General features: G+C 74.3%; 9 protein-coding genes. 4 read left to right on the forward strand and 5 right to left on the reverse strand.

What is annotated here, in order from left to right; genetic code table 11:
* The first annotated feature begins 193 nt into the window (after positions 1–193).
* The 3 genes from T328_RS34945 to T328_RS34955 all read left to right on the forward strand — a co-directional run bounded on the left by T328_RS34945 (position 194) and on the right by T328_RS34955 (position 7,794).
* Positions 194–1,378: a cytochrome P450 gene (locus T328_RS34945; RefSeq protein WP_496500296.1), complete on the forward strand. Its 1,185-nt coding sequence runs from the start codon at positions 194–196 to the stop codon at positions 1,376–1,378.
* A gap of 196 nt (positions 1,379–1,574) precedes the next feature.
* Positions 1,575–6,272 carry a type I polyketide synthase gene (locus tag T328_RS34950; protein ID WP_496500297.1) on the forward strand — a complete coding sequence of 1,566 codons (4,698 nt, stop codon included), beginning with the start codon at positions 1,575–1,577 and terminating at the stop codon, positions 6,270–6,272.
* A 43-nt stretch (positions 6,273–6,315) separates the two neighbouring features.
* A complete protein-coding gene (locus T328_RS34955; protein WP_496500298.1) occupies positions 6,316–7,794 on the forward strand; it encodes an FAD-dependent monooxygenase in 1,479 nt (492 codons plus the stop codon).
* Between the two features lie 132 nt (positions 7,795–7,926).
* Here T328_RS34955 and T328_RS34960 read toward each other — a convergent pair whose 3' ends face one another.
* Both T328_RS34960 and T328_RS34965 read right to left on the reverse strand, forming a co-directional pair.
* Positions 7,927–9,378, reverse strand: coding sequence for an FAD-dependent oxidoreductase (locus T328_RS34960; RefSeq protein ID WP_496500299.1), 1,452 nt, complete (start codon positions 9,376–9,378; stop codon positions 7,927–7,929).
* Positions 9,375–10,397, reverse strand: a complete 1,023-nt coding sequence (locus T328_RS34965; protein WP_496500300.1) for a 3-oxoacyl-ACP synthase III family protein — start codon at positions 10,395–10,397, stop codon at positions 9,375–9,377. The genes T328_RS34960 and T328_RS34965 overlap by 4 nt, the downstream gene beginning before the upstream one ends.
* A gap of 288 nt (positions 10,398–10,685) precedes the next feature.
* On the opposite strand from T328_RS34965, the gene T328_RS34970 reads away from it, so the two are divergent.
* Positions 10,686–11,600, forward strand: coding sequence for a class I SAM-dependent methyltransferase (locus tag T328_RS34970; RefSeq protein WP_496500301.1), 915 nt, complete (start codon positions 10,686–10,688; stop codon positions 11,598–11,600).
* Positions 11,601–11,699: 99 nt separating this feature from the next.
* Here the strand turns inward: T328_RS34970 and T328_RS34975 are convergent, their stop codons facing one another.
* From T328_RS34975 to T328_RS34985, 3 genes are read right to left on the reverse strand one after another with little or no spacing between them, the layout of a single operon-like run.
* Entirely contained in the window at positions 11,700–12,962 is a 1,263-nt protein-coding gene (locus T328_RS34975; RefSeq protein WP_496500302.1) for an MFS transporter, read from the reverse strand.
* Entirely contained in the window at positions 12,959–13,378 is a 420-nt protein-coding gene (locus T328_RS34980; protein WP_496500303.1) for a nuclear transport factor 2 family protein, read from the reverse strand. Before T328_RS34980 ends, T328_RS34975 begins: the two co-directional genes overlap by 4 nt.
* Positions 13,371–16,787, reverse strand: coding sequence for a type I polyketide synthase (locus tag T328_RS34985; protein ID WP_496500304.1), 3,417 nt, complete (start codon positions 16,785–16,787; stop codon positions 13,371–13,373). The genes T328_RS34980 and T328_RS34985 overlap by 8 nt, the downstream gene beginning before the upstream one ends.
* Between the last annotated feature and the right edge of the window lie 6 nt (positions 16,788–16,793).

Genomic DNA, 16,793 nt, shown 5'->3' on the forward strand with positions numbered 1-16,793 from the left:
AGAATGCAGAAAACGCCGAATATCATGTTGATCAGCCGAGCTAAAGCTGAGCTTGCGCCCGGTTAATGTCCACGCCTGAAAGGCGATTTGGGGCTGTCTCAGCCCTACGGCACCGACTTATGCTGTGCCCGGTCCGGGCCGCGGCGAGAGTTATACGTCACCGCTGCGTCAAGAATTCGGTACGGAGTGAGAAATGGCTGAAGAAACCACCCCTGGCGCACCGGGAGCCGAGTCGCCCGATCCCGTCGCGGCCCTGATGGGCAAGCTCGCCATGGGGCGCGCCTTCAAGAGCGTCCTGTTCGACGACGAGACGAAGACGTGGCAGATCCTCCGCTACGACGACGTGGCGGAGGTGCTCACCGACGCGTCCACGTACTCGGCCGAACTGGACCGGGTGATGCCGCTCGGCACCGTCAACCGCGCCAACCTCGGCTTCATGGACCCGCCGGCGCACAACCGGCTCCGGGGACTGGTCAGCCAGGCGTTCACCCCGCGCACCGTGCGCGAGCTGGGCACCCGGATGGAGGCCATCACCGAGGAGCTGCTCGACGGCCTGGGCGACCGTACCGAGTTCGACCTGATCGCCGACTTCGCGTACACCCTCCCGGTCATCACCATCGCCGAACTCCTCGGTGTGCCCGCCGAGGACCGCACGCTGTTCCACAAGTGGGCGCAGGCGCGCGCCTCCACGACCAGCGCGGTCACCGACGTCCTCAACGACGAGAGCGTCATGGGCGCCCTGCGCGAGCAGACCGAGTACTTCAGCCACCACGCCCGCGAGCGGCAGCAGAACCCCGGCGAGGACCTGCTGAGCAAGCTCACCCAGGCGGAGATCGACGGCGACCGCCTCGACGAGGAGGAGATCGCGAACTTCGCGGGGCTGCTCCTGATGGCCGGGCACGTCACCGCCACCTCCGTCATCGCCAGCGCCGTGCTCGCCCTGGACGCCAACCCCGAGCAGCGGGCCGCCCTCGGCGCCGACCTGAAGCTGATCCCCGGCGCCATCGAGGAGACCATCCGCTACTACCCGCCGCTCAGCCAGGCGTTCCGGGTCACCACCCGCGAGGTGGAGCTGGGCGGGGAGACCATCCCCGAGGGGCAGCTGGTCGTCGCCTGGCTGCTGTCCGCCAACCACGACGAGCGCCGCTTCACCGACCCGGAGCGCTTCGACATCACCCGCGACCCCAACCCGCACATCGGCTTCAGCCGCGGCGTGCACTTCTGCATCGGCGCCGCCCTGGCCCGGCTGGAGATCCGCATCGCCCTGGAGGGGCTGTACGGCCGCTTCCCCGGGCTGAAGGTGCTGCCCGGCGCCGAGTGGCACGACAACCTGCGGCTCATCGGCCCCCGGGTGCTCCCGGTGAGCACCGGGCGCTGACCGCCGTAGCCGGAGCACGCCGCGGGGCGTGCGGGCCGGGCCGCGCACGCCGCGCGCGCCCGGCCCGCGTACAAGCACGCACAAGCACGGGCAAGTGCGCAGAAGCCCGTAGAAGTTCGGGTTAGTAGGGCTTTAGCCCGTCTGGTGACCATGACGCTCACGCCCGACGTGTCGAGGAGCTGAGGGGATCAGCGCGATGGCCAACGAGGAAAAGCTCCTGGACTATCTCAAGTGGGTCACCGCCGACCTGCACGAGACACGCCAGCGCCTCGCGGACGCCGAGTCCGGACGCCACGAGCCCGTGGCCGTCGTCGGCATGGGCTGCCGGCTGCCCGGCGGGGTCCGCTCGCCCGGGGACCTGTGGCGGCTGCTGTCCGCCGGCGGCGACGCCGTCTCCGGCTTCCCTCGCGACCGCGGCTGGGACGTCGAGGGGCTCTACGACCCCGACCCCGACCGGCCCGGCCACACCTACGTCAAGGAGGGCGGATTCCTCTACGACGCCGCCCACTTCGACCCCGAGGCGTTCGAGATGACGCCCCGCGAGGCCGCCGCCACCGACCCGCAGCACCGGCTGCTGCTGGAGACCGCCTGGGAGACCTTCGAGGACGCGGGCATCGACCCCACCTCGCTGCGCGGCAGCGACACCGGCGTCTTCGCCGGCGTCATGTACAGCGACTACGCCACCCAGGTCAGCAAGGCACTGGAGGGCTACGAGGGCCACATCAGCATCGGCAGCGCGCCGAGCATCGCCTCCGGCCGCGTCGCGTACTCCTTCGGCCTCGAAGGCCCCGCCGTCACCGTCGACACCGCCTGCTCCTCGTCGCTGGTCGCCCTGCACCTGGCCGCGCAGGCGCTGCGTGCGGGGGAGTGCTCCCTCGCGCTCGCCGGCGGCGCCACCGTCATGTGCGGGCCGGGCATCTTCGTGGAGTTCAGCCGCCAGCGCGGCCTGGCGCCCGACGGCCGTTGCAAGCCGTTCGCCGCCGCCGCCGACGGCACCGGCTGGGCGGAGGGCTCCGGGCTGCTGCTCGTCGAACGCCTCAGCGACGCCCGCCGCAACGGGCACCGCGTCCTCGCCGTGCTCCGCGGCTCCGCCGTCAACCAGGACGGCGCCTCCAACGGCCTCACCGCGCCCAACGGGCCCTCCCAGCAGCGCGTCATCCGGCAGGCCCTCGCCTCCGCCGGGCTGTCGGCCGCCGACGTCGACGTCGTCGAGGCGCACGGCACCGGCACCACCCTCGGCGACCCGATCGAGGCGCAGGCCATCCTCGCCACCTACGGGCAGGGCCGTCCGGCGGGCCGGCCGCTGCGGCTGGGATCCGTGAAGTCCAACCTCGGCCACACCCAGGCGGCGGCCGGCGCGGCCGGGCTGATGAAGATGATGCTGGCGATGCGGCACGGCGTGCTGCCCCGCAGCCTGCACATCGACGAGCCCACCCCGCACGTCGACTGGAGCGCCGGCGACGTCGAGCTGCTCACCGAGGACCTGCCCTGGCCCGCCGACGGCGAACGCCCCCGCCGGGCAGGCGTGTCCTCGTTCGGCATGAGCGGGACCAACGCGCACGTCGTCATCGAGGAGCCGCCCGCGGCCGAGCCGGCCGCGCCCGCTCCCGAGCCGCCGGGTCCGGTGGTCCTGCGCGTCTCCGGGCATTCCCCCGCGGCGCTGCGCGACCAGGCCGACCGGGTCCACCGCCACCTGGAGAGCCACCCGGAGCTGCCGCTGCCGGACGTGGCGCACACCCTGGCCACCGCCCGGGCCACCCTCGACCACCGCGGCGCCGCCGTGGGCGAGAGCCGCGCGGAAGTCCTCGCCGGGCTACGGGCCGTGGCCGACGGCGGCACCACGGCCGTCACCGGCCGGGCCCGCGCGGGCCGTACCGCCGTGCTCTTCACCGGCCAGGGCTCCCAGCGCGCCGGCATGGGCCGCGAACTGTACGAGCGGTACCCGGTCTTCGCGGCGGCCTTCGACGACGTGTGCGCGGCCTTCGCCCCCCACCTGGACCGGCCGCTGCGCGACATTGTCTTCGCCGATCCCGGCACCGCCGGCCCCGGCAGCGACGACGCGGCTCTGCTGGACCGTACCGGCTACACCCAGCCCGCGCTCTTCGCCGTCGAGGTCGCGCTGTACCGGCTCGCGGAATCCCTCGGCGTACGGGCCGACTTCCTGCTCGGCCACTCGGTCGGCGAGCTGAGCGCCGCGCACGTCGCCGGGATGCTGGACCTGCCCGACGCCTGCACCTTCGTGGCCGCACGCGGCCGGCTGATGGAGGCGCTGCCCGAGGGCGGCGCCATGGTGGCGCTCCAGGTCACCGAGGAGCAGCTGCTGCCCATGCTGGAGGGCCGCGAACACCAGGTCGGCATCGCCTCCGTCAACACGCCCACCACTACGGTGATCTCCGGCGACGAGGCCGTCGTGGAGGAGATCCGCGCCTTCTGGGAGGTGTGGGGCCACAAGCACAAGCGGCTGCGGGTCAGCCACGCCTTCCACTCCCCGCTGATGGAACCGATGCTGGCCGAGTTCACCGAGGTCGTCTCGCGGCTGACGTTCCGGCCGCCGAGGATCCCCGTCGTCTCCAACCTCACCGGCAAGGTGCTCGACGCCGACGAGGCCGCGTCCCCGCGCCACTGGGCGGACCACGTACGGCGCACCGTGCGGTTCGCGGACTCCGTCAACCACCTGGCGCAGCACGACGTCCGTTTCTACCTGGAGCTGGGGCCGGACGGCACGCTCACCGGCCTCACCCACGACTGCCTGGCGACCGGCGCCGCCCAGACCGCCGCCGGCTCGGTTCTCGCCGCCGCCCTGCGGCCCGGCGAGCCGGAGGCCACCGCCTTCACCACGGCGCTGGCCCGGCTGCACGCGGGCGGTGCCCGGCTGGAGCTGGACGCGCCCGCCGTGGCGGCCGACGAGGAGCCCGCCGCGGCGGACGAAGGAACCCCTCCCCGCGGCCGGGCCGCACGCGGCACCCTCGTCCCGCTGCCGAGCTACGCCTTCCAGAGCCGCCGGCTGTGGGTCGACCCGCCGGAGGGCGCCAAGCCCCGCACCTCCGCCGCCGACGCCGACGCGCCCTTCTGGGACGCTGTCGAGAGCGGCGACGTGGCGCAGCTGGCCGCCGCGCTCCACGCCGACGAGGCCCAACGCGCCCAGCTCGCCGGCCTCCTGCCGGCCCTCACCGACTTCCGCCGCGCCGCGCGCAGCGGCTACCGGCTGCGCTGGGACGCGGTCGCGCAGACCGGCCCGGACCGGGCGCCCGCCGACCCCGGCGACTGGCTTGCCGTCGTCCCCGCGCCCCCGGGACGTACGCCCGCGGTCGACGCGGTGACCGACGCCCTCACCGCCGCCGGACTGGACGTCGCCGCCCTGCCCGTCGACCCCGAGGCGGCCCCGGAGCAGACGGTCGAGGAGATCCGCGCCCGGCTGACCGACACCCCCGACGCCTCCGGTCCCGTTACCGCGGTGCTCTCCCTGCTCGCCCTGGACGAGCGCCCGCACCCCGAACACCCGGTGTCCACGGGTACGGTGCTCACCGCCGACCTGGTGCGCGCGGTGGCGGCGGCCGGCCGTCCCGTACCGGTGTGGGGCCTGACCCGGGGCGCCGGCACCGTCGACGCCTCCGACACCCCGCGCCCCGCGCAGGCCCCGGCGGCGGCCGTGCTGCACAGCGCGGCGGCCGAGATACCCGGCTGGACCGGCGGCGTCGTCGACCTGCCCGAGCAGCTGGACGAGACCGCCGCCCGCCGCCTCGCCGGCTTCCTCGCCGGCGCCGGCGCCGGCCGCTCCGCCCCGGGCGGCGGCCCGGCCGCCGAACGCCAACTCGCCCTGCGCGCCGCGGGCTTCCACGCCCGCCGCCTCGCCCCGCTGCCCGCGGACACCGCCGGGCCCGCCCGCTGGCGGCCGACCGGCACCGTCCTCGTCACCGGCGCCGACACCCCGTACGGCACGTACGCCGCCCGCTGGCTCGCCCGGAACGGCGCCGAGCGCCTCGTCCTCCTGGCCGACCGGGCCCCCGAAGGGCTGGCCGCCGGCGGCGCGGACGTCACCGTACGACCCGACCCGGGCGACGACCGCGCCGCCCTGGCCGCCCTGCTCGCCGACACCGCGCCCACCGCCGTCGTGCACGCGGCCGGCGCCGCGGAGCCGACCCCGCACACCTCCCTGATCACCGCCCGCCACCTGGACGAGCTGACCCGCGAGAGCGACCTGACGGCGTTCGTCGTCCTGGCCGGGCTCCCCGGCGTCCTCGCCCTCCCCGGCGGCGGCGAACAGGCGCCCGCGCACGCCGCGCTGACCGCGCTGGTGGACGCCCGCCGGGCCGCCGGACTGCCCGCCGCCGCCGTCTGCCTCGCGCCCCCCGCCGACGGGCCCGACACGCCCGACTTCGCCGTACCCGGCCTGCGCCCCCTGCCGCCCGGCCCCGCCATGGACGTACTCGGCAGGCTGCCCGCGGCCGGCGCGGACACCACCGTCGTCGCCGACGCCGACTGGCCCCGCATCGCCGCGGCCCAGGGCGACGCCCAGCGGTCCCTGCTACGCGAGGTCCTCCCGGCGCCCTCGGCCACCGCACCCGGCGCCGAGGGCGCCGACCCGGACGCCGAGGCCGAACGGCTGAGCGCCCGGCTGGCGGCGGCGGCCGACGACGCGGCGGCCCGCGCCGTGCTCCTCGACCTCGTCAGGACCGGCGCCGCCGACATCCTCGGCCTGGGCGGGGCCGCGGAGATCGACCCGGAGGACAACCTCACCGAGATCGGCTTCTCGTCGTTCTCCGCCCTCCAGCTGTGCACCCGCCTCAACGCCGCCACCCGGCTCACCCTGCCCACGGTCGTCGTCTACGACCACCCGACCCCGGCTGGTCTCGCCGCGCTCCTGCACGGCCGACTCGCCGCAGCATCACGCTGACCGCTCCGAGCGGCGCGTGGAAGAACCCGGAATGGAGACTCACGTGACTGGCACCGTCGTCATCGCAGGAGCGGGCCCCGTCGGCCTGTTCCTCGCCAGCGAGCTGCGGCTGGCAGGGGTGGAAGCCGTCGTCCTCGAACGGTCGCCGAAGGCGAACGAGCACACGATCGGCGGTACGCTCCACGCCCGTACCGCCGACCTGTTCGACCAGCGCGGCATCATGGACACCCTGCGCGCCGGGAAGCCCCCGCTGTGGCCCCGGCTGCACTTCGCCAGCTACTGGCTCGACCTTGAGCCGTACATGGAGGACGAGTACTCGCTGCTCCTGCCGCAGCAGTACACCGAACAGATGCTGGAGGCCCGCGCCGCGGCCCTCGGCGTCGACGTACGCCGTGGCCACACCCTCGTGGGCCTCAGCCAGGACGCGGACGGCGTCACCGTCACCGTACGGGCCGACGACGGCGACTACGAGCTGCGGGGCGCCTACCTCGTCGGCGCCGACGGCGCCGACAGCGCGGTGCTGAAGCTGGCGGACTTCGACGTCCGCGAGAGCGGGCCGCGCTGGTACGGGCTCCTCGCCGACATCGCCTCCGTGGAAGGCGAGTGGCACGCCGGCAACTACCCCGGCGGCCAGTTCGCCGTCATCCGCTCGCCGCACGAGGGCGGGCCGTCCCGCATCATGACGCTGGAGTTCAACGAGGGGGTGGAGCCGCCGCCCGCCGACCAGCCGGTCACGCTGGACGAGGTGATCGCCAGCACCGAGCGCATCACCGGCCGCACCCCGGTCCTCGGCGAGGTCCAGTGGCTCCACCGCTACAGCTACCGCACCCGCGAGGCGGAGAACTACCGCGACGGCCGCGTCTTCGTCGTCGGCGACGCCGCCCACCTGCACGTCGCCTTCGCCGGCCACGGCCTCAACACCGGCCTGCACGACGCCGCCAACCTCGGCTGGAAGCTCGCCGCCGTCCTGGCCGGCCGCGCCGGCGACGCCCTGCTCGACACGTACGACGAGGAGCGCCGCCCCGTCGGCCACCGGGCGTGCGTGTTCACCCAGTCGCAGCTGTCGCTGCTCACCCAGGGCGAGCACTTCGACGTGCTGCGGCAGCTCTTCACCGACCTGGTGAAGCTGCCCGAGGTCAACCGCCACCTCATCACCACGGTCACCGAGGTCCGCTACGCCGTCGACGGCGCCGAGAAGGACGACGCGCACCCGCTGCTGGGCCGCCCGGTGCCGAACGAGCTGGTGCGTACCGCCGACGGCAAGTCCACCGCACTGGGGGAGGCGCTGCAGGCCGGGCGCGGGGCACTGGTGGACCTCACCGGCGGCTCCGCCGGCCTGCCGGCGACCGACGGCCGCGACGGCCACCTGGACCGGGTGTCCCTCCCCGCGGCCGACGGCGTCGACGCCGCGGCGCTGCTGGTCCGCCCGGACGGGTTCGTGGCCTGGGCGGCGACCGCCGAGACCGGCGCCGACGGCCTGGAGCCCGCGCTGCGCCGATGGTTCGGCGAGGTGCCCGCCTGACGGGCACGCGGAACGGGAACACGCGGAACGAGAAGTAGCACGAGAAGGTGCCCGGCCGTAACGGCCGGGCACCTTCTCGTGCTCGTCTGTCGTTCCTTCGTCGCGGGGGCGATCTGTACGGGCGTAAACGTGTCAGCCGCGTACGGCCGTACGCACCGGCTTGCGCAGCACCGCCAGGTCCGCGCCGCTCAGCCGCGGCTGGGGGAGCGGCTTCGCACCCGAGGACGCCGCCGCCCGCACCGCGCCGAGCACGTGCGGATCCTCCAGGCCCGACATCGGTTCCGACATCGACATCACCCCCGTCATCGCCGCGTTGACCCCGGCGTCCCGCGAGGCGGCGACCTGCAGCAGGTCCGCGAACCCGGCGCGCGCCGCCGCCCGTTCGGCCAGCTCCGCGTCCGCCGAGACGATCCGGCAGTCGGGGAACCGCACGTCCTGCGACGTCGCCCAGAGCCACGGGTCGTCGACCGCCGCGCTGACCGCCGCCACGGTCCGGTGCGCCCGCTCCGGCGCCGGGCCGTGCGCCGACAGCTCCGCGCGCAGCGCCTGCGCCGCGCGGGCCGCCGCCGTCATCCCGTGCCCGTACGCCGGGTTGAGCGCGGACAGCGCGTCCCCGACGACCAGCAGCCCGGCCGGCCAGGCCGCCATACGCTCGTAGCGCAGCCGCCGGTTGCGGGTGCTGCGGGTGGTACGCGGATCCGTCAGCGGCTCCGCGGCGGCCACCATCCGGGACACCAGCGGGTGCCGCAGGCTGCGCGCGAACGCCGCGAACCCCTCGGCGTCCGCGGCCGGCCGGGCGCCCCGGCTGCCGGACAGCGACACCATCCAGCGCTCGCCCTCGATCGGCACGACGAGACCGTTGCGCGCCGGCTTGCCCGTCCGGTGGTCGGCGTACAGGCTCACCACGGGGAACGTCGCGGCGCCGTCCCCGGGGGCGCGAAAGATCCGCGTGGTGTACGTCAGCCCGGAATCCACCGACTCCTCCTCGGCCGCCGGCAGCCCGAAGCCGGCCAGCCAGCTCCGCAGCGCCGAGCCGCGGCCCGTGGCGTCCACGACGAGCGCGGCGGGCAGCCGCTCCCCGCCGTCCGGGCCGCTCCCGCCGGCGTCGGCGTCCCGCGGGCGTAGCAGTACGCCGTCCACGGCCCCGGCGTCCCCGGACAGGCCGGCGGCGACGGTGCCGTCCAGCAGGGTCACGTTCGGCAGCGCCAGCACCCCGCGGCGCAGCACCCACTCCAGCAGCGGGCGGCTGCACGTGAGCATGAACTGCGTCTCGGGGAAGCGCTCGCTCCAGCCCGCCGCCGACATCAGCAGCATGTCCTGCTGCACCGCGACCCGCCGCCCGCCGGCCGCGAGCACCCGCTCCGTCGAACCCGGCAGCAGCTCCTCCACGGCCCCCACACCGCCGGACCACAGCACGTGCGCGTGGTCGGCCTGCGGTACGCCCGTACGGGCCCCGGGCGCGTCCAGCGGCACCCGGTCGCGTTCGACGACGGTGACCTCGTCCACGTACGGCGCGACCGCGGCCGCCGCCAGCAGACCGGCGACGCTGCCGCCGAGGACGACGGCCCGGTCCCGCTCGCTCACGGCACCTCCACGGCGATCCCGCCGCAGGCCCACTCGGTCGCCTCGACCATGAGGCCCACGGCGCGCCCGCCGCCGGACAGTTCGGCCAGCGCGCTCTCCAGCTGCAGCGGCATCAGGGCGTTGCCGCAGTTTCCGGCCTCCTCCACCCTGCTGACGCTCCGCACCCCGGGCAGGCCAAGCGCCTCGGTCACCCGGTCCGTGACCCGCCCCGAGTGCTGCGGCGGCAGGACGACATCGACGTCGGAGTCCTTCCAGCCGTTCTCGTCCAGCAACTCGCGCCACGCCTCGGCGGCCAGCACCGGAACCCGCTCCTCGACGGCCGCCCGGTCGTCGGTGACCGCCGGCTGCCCCGTGTCGGCGTGCGCGCCGAACCACTCCAGGGTCTGCGCGGGCGACCCGCCCGCCAGCCGCGAGGCGGCACTGCGCAGCACCGGCGCATCCGGCCGCGGCTCCACACTCAGCACCATGCACCCCGCGCCGTCACTGGCGAGTGCCACGGTCGTCAGCTCGGCCGGCGACAGGCGCTTGACGTCACCGCTCGGGTCGACGTGCTTGACCCACGTGTCGCCGCCCAGCACCAGCGCCGTACGCGCCTCGCCGCTCGACAGCCTGCGCACCGCGATCTGCAGCGCCTGCACGAACGCGGAACACCCGCCCTGCAGCTGGTAGGTCGGCACCTCGTTGACGCCGAGGCGGTCGGCGACGACGTTGACGGTCGCGGGCATCAGCATGTCCGGCATGCTCGACCCCATCACCATCAGGTCCACGTCCGCCGCGTCCACCCCGGCAGCCGCCAGCGCGTCCCGCGCCGCCGCCGCGCCGAGGTCCGCCAGGGAGTGGGTGACCGCACCGGACTCCAGGTCGCGGGCCAGATGACGGGAACGGACGCCCACACCCGTCTCGGCCCACCGTACCCAGGCGTCGCCCGTGCCGAGCCGGCGCGCCAGCGCCGCGTTGTCGACCGGGGGACCGGGCAGGGCGGTCCTGACCGCCAGGATGTGAATGCTCGGGCAGTCCATCCCGCTCCTCTCCCGCGCACCGCCGCGATGCGCGCCTCGTGGATCCCGCAGGACCTGAACCCCCGGGACACGCCCTGGGCACGACACAGGGGGTGCCGATCGTGCCGCCGCCGGCTAAAGCAGCGCTAACCCGCCGACTTTCAGGTTCGCTTTAGGTGACTGCTAGCGGACCCGGCGAGAATTTCACCATCCCATTTCCCGCAGAACGGCCGTCAGTACGTGCCGCGGTGAGAGAACTCGGCCGTCGCCAAACCCTGCGGCCTGCTTGGTCAGGAGGAAGAGCGAACCATGGCAAGACCGCAGGCATCCTTCCGCGAAGACGTCCGCATGCTGGGCGCCCTCGTCAAGTTCCGGATGGCGAAGGACTGGACGAAGAAGGTCCAGAGCATCTACGAGATGTACCCCCCCGGTCACCTCATGACCGAGAACAGCACGTACTTCAACCAGGGCTACTGGGAGACCGGCAAGGAAACGTACGACGACGCGCAGCAGGCGCTCGCCGGCCTCCTCGCCGACGCCGCCAGGATGCAGGCCGGCGACGTCGTGCTCGACTGCGGCTTCGGCTACGGCGACCAGGACTTCTACTGGATGGAGAGCCGGCAGCCCAAGCGGATCAACGGCATCAACATCACGCCGCAGCACGTCGAGTACGCGAGCGCGCGGGCCGAGCGCGAGGGCGTCACCGACAAGCTCACCTTCCAGCTGGCCTCCGCGACCGAGATCCCCTTCCCGGACAACACGTTCGACCGGGTGGTCTCACTGGAGTCGGCGATGCACTACCAGCCGCGCGCCAAGTTCTTCGAGGAGGCATTCCGGGTGCTGCGCCCCGGCGGCGTCCTGGCCACGGCTGACATCGTGCCCATGCCGCACGCGGGGCCGCGCGAGGACATCAAGTCCCACGCGATCGGCTGGCTCAACTGGACCGTCGACGAGCGCAACTGGCACGACCGCGACGTCTACGCCACGAAGCTGGGCGAGGCGGGCTTCGAGGACGTCGACGTCACCACCATCCAGCCGAAGGTGTGGGAGCCGTGGCGCTCCTACATCACCACCAAGATGGCCGACCCCGCGTTCAAGAAGACCGTGAGCAGGCTCTACTTCCGCGTGCTGCAGAAGGCGTGGGCGAACCCGGAGCTGCTCAAGCGCGAGCTTGAGGACGTCGACTACATCCTGTCCTCGGCCACCAAGCCGATGGACGCCTGACGACCCGGCGGCACACCACGTGGGGGCGGTCCTTCGAGGACCGCCCCCACGTTGCCGTTCCGGCGCTTACGAAACTCCAGGACGCTCAAGGACGCGGCGTCAGGACACCGACCGGATGCGCAGCACCAGCGCGCTGCCGCCGAGCGTCAGCAGCGCCGACACCGCGAACAGCGCCGGATAGCCCGCCAGCCACACCAACGGCCCCGCGAGGGCCGGGGCAATGAGGTTGGGCGCCGTGTTCGCCACGTTGACCAGGCCCATGTCCTTCGCCCGGTCCGCCGCGGACGGCAGCACCTCCGTCAGCAGCGCCGAGTGCACCGCCAGGTACACGCCGAACCCCGCGCCCAGCACGGCCGCCGCCGCCACCACCGCCGGCCACGTCGGCGCCACCGCCATCACCACCGACGACACCGCCAGCACCGCGCCCGAACCCAGCACGAACACCTTGCGGCGCCCCAGCCGGTCCGACCAGTAGCCGCCGAGCACGACCGTCACCAGCAGGAACAGCGCCGTGACCGCGGTGAGCTGGAGGACCGCCTCGTCGGCGTCCGCCACCTTCACCTCGTCCTCCAGGTAATACAGCAGGTACAGCGAGGCCGCCGCACCGCTGAGCTGCGTGACGAACCGGCTCGCCCACGCCCATCCGAAGTCCGGGTGCTTGCGCGGATCCAGCCACATGCCGCGCCACACCGTACGCATCTCCGGCCGCGCCGACTCCGGCAGCGGATCGTCCTTGGTCAGCAGCACGAACGGCAGCGCAAGCCCGACGACCGCCACGCCCAGGGCCACGTACCCCGGCCGCCCCGGCACGATCGCCGACGCCACCGCCGCACCCAGCACCGCGCCGAGCACCTGCGGCAGGTTCGTCCAGCCCGACACCAGCCCGCGCTGCGCCACCGGCACCCGGTCCGGAATGGCGGCCGTCAGCGACGCCAGCATCATGTTGAGGCCCACCTGCACGAACACCCAGGCCACGATGACGCCGGCGAGGGTGTCCTGCGGCGCCAGCGCCGCCAGGGACGCCGCGCTCAGCAGCGCCCCCGTCACCGTCCACGGCCGCCGCCGGCCCAGCCGGCTCGTCGTACGGTCCGACAGCGCCCCGCACAGCGGCGTGGCCACCAGCGCGGCCAGCGCACCCGCGGCCGTCACCCAGCCCAGCAGGGCCTTCTTGTTGTCCGGAGAAATGCTCTCCAGCTGGTCCGGCAGCAGCACCTGGAGCGGCGCCATGAAGGCCATCCAGACCCCCAGGTTGGCCAGCACCAGCAGGAACGTCCACTTCCGGCCGACCGGCTCCGTCGGCTCCGCCAGCGCCGCCGGCGTCGTGACCGCCGGCGGCTCCGGGTCCCGGACGGGCGCGCTCACCGTACGACCTGGGCTTCCGGTGCCTTCGGTATGACCGTCGCGTCCGAACGCCCCCAGAACATGCGCATCTCCCGGATCAGCCCGTCGGCCCCCACCCGCAGCATCGCCACGAAGTTCACCGACAGCCGGCTCCCGGCGGGCAGCCGCGCGTCGTCCAGCTCGGCCCGGCACGGCAGCAGCACGTGCTCCCCGTCCAGCGCGGCGACCGGCTCCCCGGGCGTCTCCCGTACGTGGTTGGCCACCGCCTCCGCCAGGTGCGCGCGCACCGCGGGCCGCCCCGCCAGCGCGCCGCCGCCGACCGGGTCCTCGTACCTGACGTCCGCCGCGAAGAGCGCAAGCGCACCGTCGACGTCACCGTCGTTGAGGCGGCGGCAGTACTCCAGCGCCACCCGCTTGCGTGCTGCCTCATCAGGCATTGGAGTTCCTTCCCAGATCCTTGTCGATAAAGGCGAACAGTTCGTCGCTGGACGCCGTCTGCAGCCGGTCGGACACCCCGTCCTCCCGCTCCCCGCGCTCGGCGCCGAGCCGTGCCAGCACCGCCGAGAGCCGCTGCGCGACCCGGTCGCGTACGGCGTCGTCCCGGCCGACCGCGGTCAACGCCGCGTCCAGCCGGTCCAGTTCGGCCAGCGGATCGACGGGCGCGGACTCCGGCGTCGCCGGGCCGGCCTTCGCGAACAGCTCCTCGTGCAGCAGCTCCGCGACGGCCGCCGGCGACGGGTGGTCGAAGACGAGGGTGGCGGGCAGCCGCAGCCCGGTGGCCGCGTTGAGCCGGTTACGCAGCTCCACGGCGGTCAGTGAGTCGAAGCCGAGGTCCTTGAACGCCTTCTCCGGCGGCGCCGCGGACGCCGACGCATGGCCCAGCACCGCGGCCACGTGCCCGGAGACCAGCTCCACCAGCGCCCCGGCCCGCTCCGCGGGCTCCAGCCCCGCCAGCCGGCCGACCAGCTCCGCGGCCCCGCCACGCCCGGCCGCACCCGCGGCCCGCCGCGCCGGCCGCGCCAGCGCCCGCAGCAGGGGCGGCGCGCTCTCCGCGTCGAGCTGCGCGGTCGACACGCCCGCGGGCAGCAGCACCGCGGGACCGCCGGGGGACGTGGCCGCGTCGAACAGCGCCATGCCCTGCTCGTTGGTCAGCGGCACCAGACCCGAACGCCGCAGCTTGCCCACGTCCGCCTGGTCCAGGTGCCCGGTCATGCCGGACTGCTCGGCCCAGTAGCCCCAGGCGAGGCTGGTGGTGGGCAGGCCGTGACGGGTGCGGTGGTGGGCGAGGGCGTCGAGGAAGGTGTTGGCGGTGGCGTAGTTGGCCTGGCCGGGTGCGCCGAGGGTGGCGGCGGCGGAGGAGTAGAGGACGAAGGCGTCGAGCGTGAGGCGTTCGGTGAGTTCGTGGAGGTGCCAGGCGGCGTCGACCTTGGGGCGCAGGGTGGTGGTGAGGTGGTCGGGGGTGAGGTTGGGGAGGGTGGCGTCGGCGAGTGCGCCGGCGGTGTGGAGGACGGCGGTGAGGGGGTGGTCGGTGGAGAGGCTGTCGAGGAGGTCGGCGAGCTGTTGGCGGTCGGCGGCGTCGCAGGCGGCGATCCGTACCTCGGCGCCGAGAGCGGCGAGTTCGTCGTGGAGCTCGGCGGCTCCGGCCGCGTCGGGGCCGCTGCGGCTGGTGAGCAGCAGGTGGCGTACGCCGTGTGTGGTGACCAGGTGGCGGGCGGTGTGGGCGCCGAGGGTGCCCGTACCGCCGGTGATCAGGACCGTGCCCTCGGGGTCGAACGCGAGGGCCTGGCCCGCCGCGGGGGTGTGGCGAGCGAGCCGCGGCGCGAGGACCTGACCGCCGCGCAGGGCGAGTTGGGGCTCGTCCAGCGTGAGTGCGGCGGGCAGGGCGGCCTCGCTGTCGGGGTGCCCGTCGGTGTCGACGACCGTGATGCGGCCCGGGTTCTCGCTCTGGGCGCTGCGGATCAGGCCCCACAGGGGTGCGTGGACGAGGTCGGCGACATCCTCGTCGTGGGTGGTGGCGACGGCCCGGTGGGTGAGGACGGCGAGGTGCCGTTCCGCGTTCGCCTCGTCGGCCAGCCACTCCTGTACGTGGCCGAGGGCCTGCGCGGCGGCGCGGTGGACGCGCTCCGGGACCGGGAGGGCGTCGTCGTCGGTGAGACGGGCGTACGTGCGCTCGGTGAGCGCCTCGGCCGGCGGTCCGGTGACCACGGCGGCCCAGTCGGGTGCGGGCGCGGTGGCCTGCGCGGAGGAGAGCGGCGACCAGGTCATGGCGAACAACCGGTTCCGCGTGGCGGCGCCCGCGGCCGGCAGTTGCGAGATGTCCACCGGACGAAGGGTCAGGGCGTCGATCCGGGCCACCGCCTCGCCCCGCGGATCGCTCAGCTCCACGGAGACGGTCGTCGGCCCGGTCTGGGTCACCCGCGCCCGTACGGACGTGGCCGCGGTGGCGTACAGCTCGACACCGGACCAGGAGAACGGCAGCTGTACGCCGCCGTCGGCGGAACCGAGGGCGAGCGCGTGCAGGGTGGCGTCGAGCAGCGCCGGGTGGAGCCCGTATCCGCTCGGCTCGGTGTCGGCGTCGAGGCCGACCTCGGCGTACACGTCGTCGCCCTTGCGCCAGGCCGCGGCGAGCCCCTGGAACGCGGGACCGTACTGGTAGCCGTGAGCGGCGAGGTCGTCGTAGAGGGTGTCCGTGGCCACCGCCTCGGCGCCCGGCGGCGGCCACACGGCCATGCCGGTGTCCACGGGAGCCGGCGCCGACTCCGAGAGCACACCCGTGGCGTGCAGGGTCCACTCCGCGCCGTCCTCGTCCGCGGCCTGCCGCGAGTGGACGGTCACGGTCGACCGGCCCTCGTCGTCCCCGCCCACGGACACGTGCAGCTGCACCGTCCCCCTTTCGGGGAGCACGAGGGGGGTCTGGAGGGTGAGTTCGGCCAGGTGGGGGTGGCCGGTGTGGTCGCCGGCGTGCAGGGCCAGCTCCACGAACGCGGTGCCGGGGAGCAGCACGGTGTCGCCGACGGCGTGGTCGGCCAGCCACGGGTGGGTGGCGAGGGACAGCGTGCCGGTGAGGGTCGTGGCACCGGTACCGGGGTGCTCGATGGCCGCGCCGAGGAGGGCGTGGTCGGCGCCCTGGAGGCCGAGGGTGGCGGGGTCGCCGCTGTCGGTGGCGGGGGCGTCGAGCCAGTAGTGGGCGTGTTGGAAGGGGTAGGTGGGGAGGTCGGCGGGGGTGGTGGGGGTGGTGGGGGTGGTGTGCCAGTCGACGGGTGCGCCATGGGCGTAGAGGTGGGCGAGGGCGAGGCGGAGTTGGGTGGGGGAGTCCTCGTGGCGCCGGAGGGTGCCGGTGACCGTCAGCGCCGCTTCGGCGTCGGCGTCGGTGTCGGTGATGGCGGTGGTGAGGGTGGGGTGGGGGCTTGTTTCGACGTAGGTGGTGTGGCCGGTGTCGATGAGGTGGGTGAGGGTGTCGTGGAAGCGGACGGTTTCGCGGAGGTTGGTGTACCAGTAGTCGGCGGTCAGGCCGGTGGTGTCGAACTCCTCACCGGTGACGGTCGAGTAGAACGGGACCGACGCCTCGACCGGCTCCAGCCCCGCCAGCGCATCCAGAAGCGTCTCGCGGAGCGCGGTGACGTGCGGCCCGTGGGAGGCGTAGTCGACGGGCAGCAGCCGGTTCCGTACGCCTGCCTGTTCGCACTGGACGAGGTAGGCGGTTACCGCGTCGGTGTCACCGGAAACCACGGTGGCGGTGGGGCTGTTGACCACCGCCACCGACAACTTCCCGTCCCAGGCGGCGATTTCCTCGGCGACCTGGGTGTGCGGAAGCGCGACGGAAGCCATCGCCCCCTGGCCCGACAGGGCACG

The sequence above is a fragment of the Streptomyces sp. CNX435 genome, from assembly GCF_059570575.1.